Annotated in this window: 5 protein-coding genes; 2 read left to right on the top strand and 3 right to left on the bottom strand. The window is 71.0% G+C overall.

Translation table 11 applies throughout. The features are described 5' to 3' along the window. Nucleotides 1-75: 75 nt before the first annotated feature. On the bottom strand, nucleotides 76-840 hold the full coding sequence (locus AAHM41_RS38770) for an SDR family oxidoreductase (RefSeq protein ID WP_342241977.1): 765 nt from the start codon (nucleotides 838-840) through the stop codon (nucleotides 76-78). Between the two features lie 98 nt (nucleotides 841-938). Continuing rightward, nucleotides 939-2,480, bottom strand: a complete 1,542-nt coding sequence (locus AAHM41_RS38765; protein WP_342241976.1) for a serine hydrolase — start codon at nucleotides 2,478-2,480, stop codon at nucleotides 939-941. Between the two features lie 201 nt (nucleotides 2,481-2,681). Between AAHM41_RS38765 and AAHM41_RS38760 the strand changes: the two genes are divergently transcribed. Beyond that, a complete protein-coding gene (locus tag AAHM41_RS38760; protein ID WP_342241975.1) occupies nucleotides 2,682-3,617 on the top strand; it encodes a S1/P1 nuclease in 936 nt (311 codons plus the stop codon). Nucleotides 3,618-3,629: 12 nt separating this feature from the next. On the opposite strand, the gene AAHM41_RS38755 is transcribed toward AAHM41_RS38760, so the two are convergent. After that, nucleotides 3,630-4,235 (bottom strand): NAD(P)H-dependent oxidoreductase, encoded by a 606-nt coding sequence (locus AAHM41_RS38755; RefSeq protein WP_342241974.1) that lies wholly within the window; start codon nucleotides 4,233-4,235, stop codon nucleotides 3,630-3,632. A gap of 91 nt (nucleotides 4,236-4,326) precedes the next feature. On the opposite strand from AAHM41_RS38755, the gene AAHM41_RS38750 reads away from it, so the two are divergent. Beyond that, nucleotides 4,327-4,920: a TetR/AcrR family transcriptional regulator gene (locus AAHM41_RS38750; RefSeq protein WP_342241973.1), complete on the top strand. Its 594-nt coding sequence runs from the start codon at nucleotides 4,327-4,329 to the stop codon at nucleotides 4,918-4,920. Nucleotides 4,921-5,059 lie beyond the last annotated feature (139 nt).

The raw sequence follows: 5,059 nt of genomic DNA, 5'->3' as shown, positions 1-5,059 counted from the left end.
GCCGCGGGGGCCCCCCCCCCAGACCCCTCCCCCTGCCCCCCTCCCGCAAGGGGAGGGGGAGGATAAAAGTCTTCCTCACGTCCTTGTGATCGACACCCCGCCATCGACCAGCAGCGCCGTGCCCGTGGTGAAGCTGGAGGCGTCGGAGGCGAGGTAGAGCGCCGACCGGGCCATCTCCTCCGGGCTGGCCAGGCGTTTCATCGGGTAGAGGCCGATGATGAAGTCGCGCTCCGCCTGCGTCTTGGCGAACTCCCGGTACATCGGCGTCTCGGTGCCGCCCGGCAGCAGCGCGTTGACGCGGATGCCGCGGCCGCCGAACTCGACCGCCAGCGCCTGCACCAGCCCGACCAGCCCGGACTTGCTGGCGGCATAGGCGGCCACGCCCGGGAAGCCGACCGTGTAGCCGACGAAGGTCGAGGTGAAGATCAGCGACCCGCCGCCGCGCCGCAGCATCGCCGGGATCTGGTGCCGCGCCGCCAGGAAGCCGCTGGTCAGGTTGGCCTCGACCGTCTCCCGCCAGGCCGCGGGCGTCACCTCCGGCGTCGGCGCCATCGGCCCGACCATGCCGGCATTGTTGAAGGCGATGTCGAGGCCGCCGAACCGCTCCTCGGCCAGCGCCACCAGCGCCGGGGCGTAAGCCTCGTCGGTGACGTCGCCGGCCAGCACCGCGGCCCGGCCGCCGGCGGCTTCGATCTCGCCGACCAGCGCGTCGAGCTCCGCCTGCCGCCGCGCCCCGGCCACCACGGCCGCGCCTTCGCGTGCGAACAGCACCGCCGCGGCCCGGCCGATGCCGGAGCTGGCCCCGGCGACGATCGCCACCTTGCCTGCCAACGCACCCATCTGGTCTCTCCTTCCGTCGTTCGATGCGACGGAAGATGGCGGGTGCGCGGCCCGGCCTCACTCCGGTTCTTGCCGCGCAATCGCCGCGGCGCGCCGGGTTACTGCGGGGTGCGCGCCAGCACCCCCAGGCCGTCATCGTCGAGGTCTTCGATCGTCATCTGGTCGGCCGTCTGGTCCGGGCCGATCCGGAAGGTGACGGCCGCCAAGGCGTCCGGAATTTCCGCCGACGGCGAATAGACGAACAGGTCGCGGTCGAAGGGACGGAGCGGGAATTCGGCCTGCTGCTTGGGCCCGAGCGCGAGCCAGAGCGTGCCCTGCCTGTCGGTCACGGTGGCGGTGCCGAGATAGGCGTTGGCATAGCTGCCGGCATAGGCCGAGAGGGGCAGGGCCGGAGAGGGCGAGGCCGGCGGCGTGCCGTAGCGCGCCTGGGCGGCTGCAACCGCCGGGCCGAACAGCCCCTCGAAGGCCTTGTTCCACTTGGCGGTCCAGTCCTCCGTCACCCGGCCGTCGAAGACCTGGTCGAAGAAGCTGTCGGCGACCCCCTCCGGCAAGCCGGTCGGGAAGGCGTTGGTCAGCACCACGATGCCGATGTCGTCGTCCGGAAACAGGGTGACCAGGGTTCGGGCGCCGACGCTGAAGGCGCCGGCATGGTCCCATTGCAGCCCGTGCCGGCCATATTGGACGTTCCAGCCGAGGCCGTAGAAGGCGGCGGCGCCGGTCACCGGATTGGCGCCCCGCGCCATCAGCGGCTGATGCGTCTCGGCCAGCGCCTCCGGCTTGATCAGAACTTCGCCGGCGTAGCGGCCGCGGCCGAGTTGCAGCCGCAGCCATTGCGCCATGTCGCGCGCGGTCGAGCTGACGCCGCCGGCCGGGGCCTGCGGGTCCGGATCACGGGTCAGCTTCGCCGCCCAATCGCCGCCGACCCGGATATGCAGCGCCGACCGGTTGGTCCGGGTGAGGAAATCGGCATGGCGCGAGCTGGTCATGGTCATGCCCAGCGGGCCGTAGAGCAGCTGCTGCGCCGCATCCTCCCAGCTCATCCCGGCCGCCTTCGCCGCCGCCACCGCGCCTTCGGTGAGGCCGAAATTGCTGTAGGAGTACGCCGATCGGAAGCTGCTGGCCGGTGCCACCTGGCGCAGCCGGTGCAGGATCTCGCCGCGGTCGTAGCCCAGCGCCTCCAGCTCGTTGCCGGCTTCGCCGGGCAGGCCGCTGCGATGGGCGAACAGGTCGCGGATGGTCAATTGCTGGGTCGGATAGGCATCGGCCAGGGCGAAGCCCGGGTCGATCCCGGCGATCCGGCTGTCCCAGGTGACGACGCCGCGGCCGACCAGCGCCGCGACGACGGTGGCCGAGACCGGCTTCGAGCAGGAGGCCAGCTGGAACACGGTGTCGGCATCGACGGTGTCCGGCTTCCCCTCCTCGCGCAGGCCGAAGCCCTTCAGGAACACGACCCGGTCGCGATAGACCACGGCGATCGAAAGGCCCGGCACGTCGCCACGGTCGACCGCCGCCTGGGCCAGCTGCTCCAGCTTGGGCAGCGCCGCCTGCACCGCCTGCTCGGCCACGGCGGCAGGCGCGGCCGTGGCCGGCGTCAGGGACAACGCGATCGCGATCGCGGCGGATAGGCGGCTGAGACGCACGGACGTAACCCCCCTTGGTCGCGACGGCGGCGCCATCGCACCTCATCATGCCTGCCGGACGGCGTTGGTAACAGCGTCGGCGATAGCCGTGGCCAGATCGGATGAGGGCCTCCGGCAGCGATCCTCCGCCGCAGTGACGCCGCCCCCTGTTTTCCATCACCATGGCTTGTGCCGGCGCGACCAAACTCCGGAGGTGCCCAGATGCGAGCTCTCGCGGTCCATCTCAAGCGCCGGAGGCCGGCCGGGCTCGGCGCTGTGTTGATGCTGGCGCTGCTCGTGCCGCACCAGGCCTGGGCGTGGCTGCGCGAAGGCCACACGGCCACCGCGGCGCTGGCCTATGATATCCTGGAGCAGCGCGATCCGGAGGCGATCGCCGTCATTCTCCGGCTGATGCAGGCGCATCCGGACCGGGCCCGTTTCGACGGCCAGCTCGGCGATCTGGCCGGCCGCGCCGGCGAGCGCCGGATGTTCGAGCTGATGGCGATCTGGCCGGATGCCGTGAGGCGCACCCCCTACGATCACCCGAGCTGGCACTACAGCCCGCGGATCGTGTCCCCGATGCGCACTCTGATCCCATTCGCCTTCGGCAGCGCCCATTGGGCATTCGGGCACAATCTCGCGATCGCACACGACGCCGCTGCCTCGGATGCGGCCAGGGCCGTCGCGCTCTGCTGGGTGATGCATATCGTCGGCGACATGCACCAGCCGCTGCACACGGCGCTGTGGATGTCGTGGCGGTTCCCGATCACCGATGCCGGCGGGCAATGGGCCTGGGTCCGCGCATCGCCGGATGCGGACCCTGAGCGTCTTGGGCGGTTCTGGGACGCCGCGGGTCATCCGGCTGAGCTCGCCCTGGCCCATTCGGGACCGGTCGAGGCCAAGCTGACGCCGGATCCCTCGCCCGACGGGGAGACGCTGTCGCCGGACCCGGAGACCGCCTTCGCCCGCTGGGCGGCCCACAGCCGCGAACTCGCCTATGACGTCGTCTACGAGGGCGGAAGGCTGAAGCTGGGCACCTCGCCCGGCTCCGCCCCCGTTCTCCCGAGCGACTACGTCGAGCGGGCGCAGACGGTCAGCCGCACCCAGCTCACCGCGGCCGGACGCCGGATCGGGGCGCTGCTCTCGGGCCTGCGCTGACGGCAGGCGAGATCAGGCGGCCTCGACTTGTTCGGCCGCCTGGAACAGTTTGCCGCCGATGGCGCTGGCGGTCTCCAGATAACCGCTTAGATCCTGCGTATCTGGAGGCAGCAGAAACTCGGAAGTGACGATGCGGGCGCCGCAGAAGTCGAAGATGCCGTGGTCGATCTGCGTCTTCATGGCGTTGAAATAGCCATGCCGCTCATAGGTCCCCTGGCCGGCGCCGCCGAGGGCGACGAGATGGACCGGCAGGCGGCCCAGCTTCTTCTCCAGCTTGCCGCCGGGGATTTCGTCATAGGCCCAGCCATTGGCGAAGACCCGGTCGATCCAGCCCTTGAGCAGCCCCGGCATCGACCACCAATAGACCGGATAGACCAGCACCAGCGCGTCGGCGCGGTCGATCCGCGCCTGCTCGGCCAGCACATCGGCGGAGGGCGCCGCCTGCTTGAGATGGACGGCGTGGTCGTTTGCGCTGAAGCGCGGGTCGAAGCCTTCCGCCATGAGATCGGCGATCTCGGAGGAATGACCGGACCCGGAGACGCCCTCGGCGAGACGGGCGGTGACGGCGTGGGTCAGCGAATTGGGGTCGGGATGCGCGACGACGACGAGCGCGTGCATGCCGGCAACTCCTGGTGATTGCGGGGAGGGGGGAAGGTCTTATATACTTTTAGTAATTTACTTTTGGTACATAAGCATGTCAAGCACCCAGATGAGAGACTCCGGGCCGCGCCGCCGCCTGTCGCGGGACGAGCGGCATCGCCAGCTGATGGACGTCGCCTGGCGGCTGGTGCGGGAGGAGGGGACGGACGCCCTGACGCTCGGCCGGCTGGCCGAGCAGGCCGGCATCACCAAGCCGGTGGTCTACGACCATTTCGGCACGCGCACCGGGCTGCTGACGGCGCTGTACCGGGAGTTCGACGACCGCCAGACGGCGCTGCTGCAGGCCGCGCTGCGGACCGGCGAGCCGACCCTGGCCGGCCGGGCCGCTGTGATCGCCTCCGCCTATCTCGATTGCGTGCTGGCCCAGGGCCGCGAGATCCCGGGCGTGGTCGCGGCGCTGACCAGCTCGCCGGAGCTGGAGCGGGTCAAGCGCGACTGCGACGCGGCGTTCCGCGAGACCTGCCGCGCCGCCCTCGCCCCCTTCGCGAAGGGCGGCGCCATCGCCCCCGCCGGCCTCTGGGCGATGCTCGGCGCCGCCGAGGCCCTGTCCGCCGCCGCGGCGAATGGCGACCTCACCGCCGCCGAGGCGCAGGCGGAATTGGCCGAGACCATCGTCGCGATGGTGGCCCGCAACCGGGGCTGAGGGGATGTCGAGCGTCTCCGCGTTGTCTCTCCCGTAAGCGAGGCTTTTTCAGAATGGCTGTGACCCACCCCTCTTTTTTAGTCCCCCTCCCCTTGCGGGAGGGGGCAGGGGGAGGGGTGGGGGGGCCGGCGCCCCCGGA

The sequence above is a fragment of the Inquilinus sp. OTU3971 genome (assembly GCF_038440215.1).
Note: the sequence above shows the minus strand (reverse complement) of the source record. Positions and strands in the feature narration are given on the sequence as shown.

Coding starts and splice junctions, on each gene's coding strand:
- AAHM41_RS38750 (WP_342241973.1), top strand. CDS start 4,327: ATGAGAGACTCCGGGCCGCGCCGCCGCCTGTCGCGGGACGAGCGGCAT.
- AAHM41_RS38770 (WP_342241977.1), bottom strand. CDS start 840: ATGGGTGCGTTGGCAGGCAAGGTGGCGATCGTCGCCGGGGCCAGCTCC.
- AAHM41_RS38755 (WP_342241974.1), bottom strand. CDS start 4,235: ATGCACGCGCTCGTCGTCGTCGCGCATCCCGACCCCAATTCGCTGACC.
- AAHM41_RS38760 (WP_342241975.1), top strand. CDS start 2,682: ATGCGAGCTCTCGCGGTCCATCTCAAGCGCCGGAGGCCGGCCGGGCTC.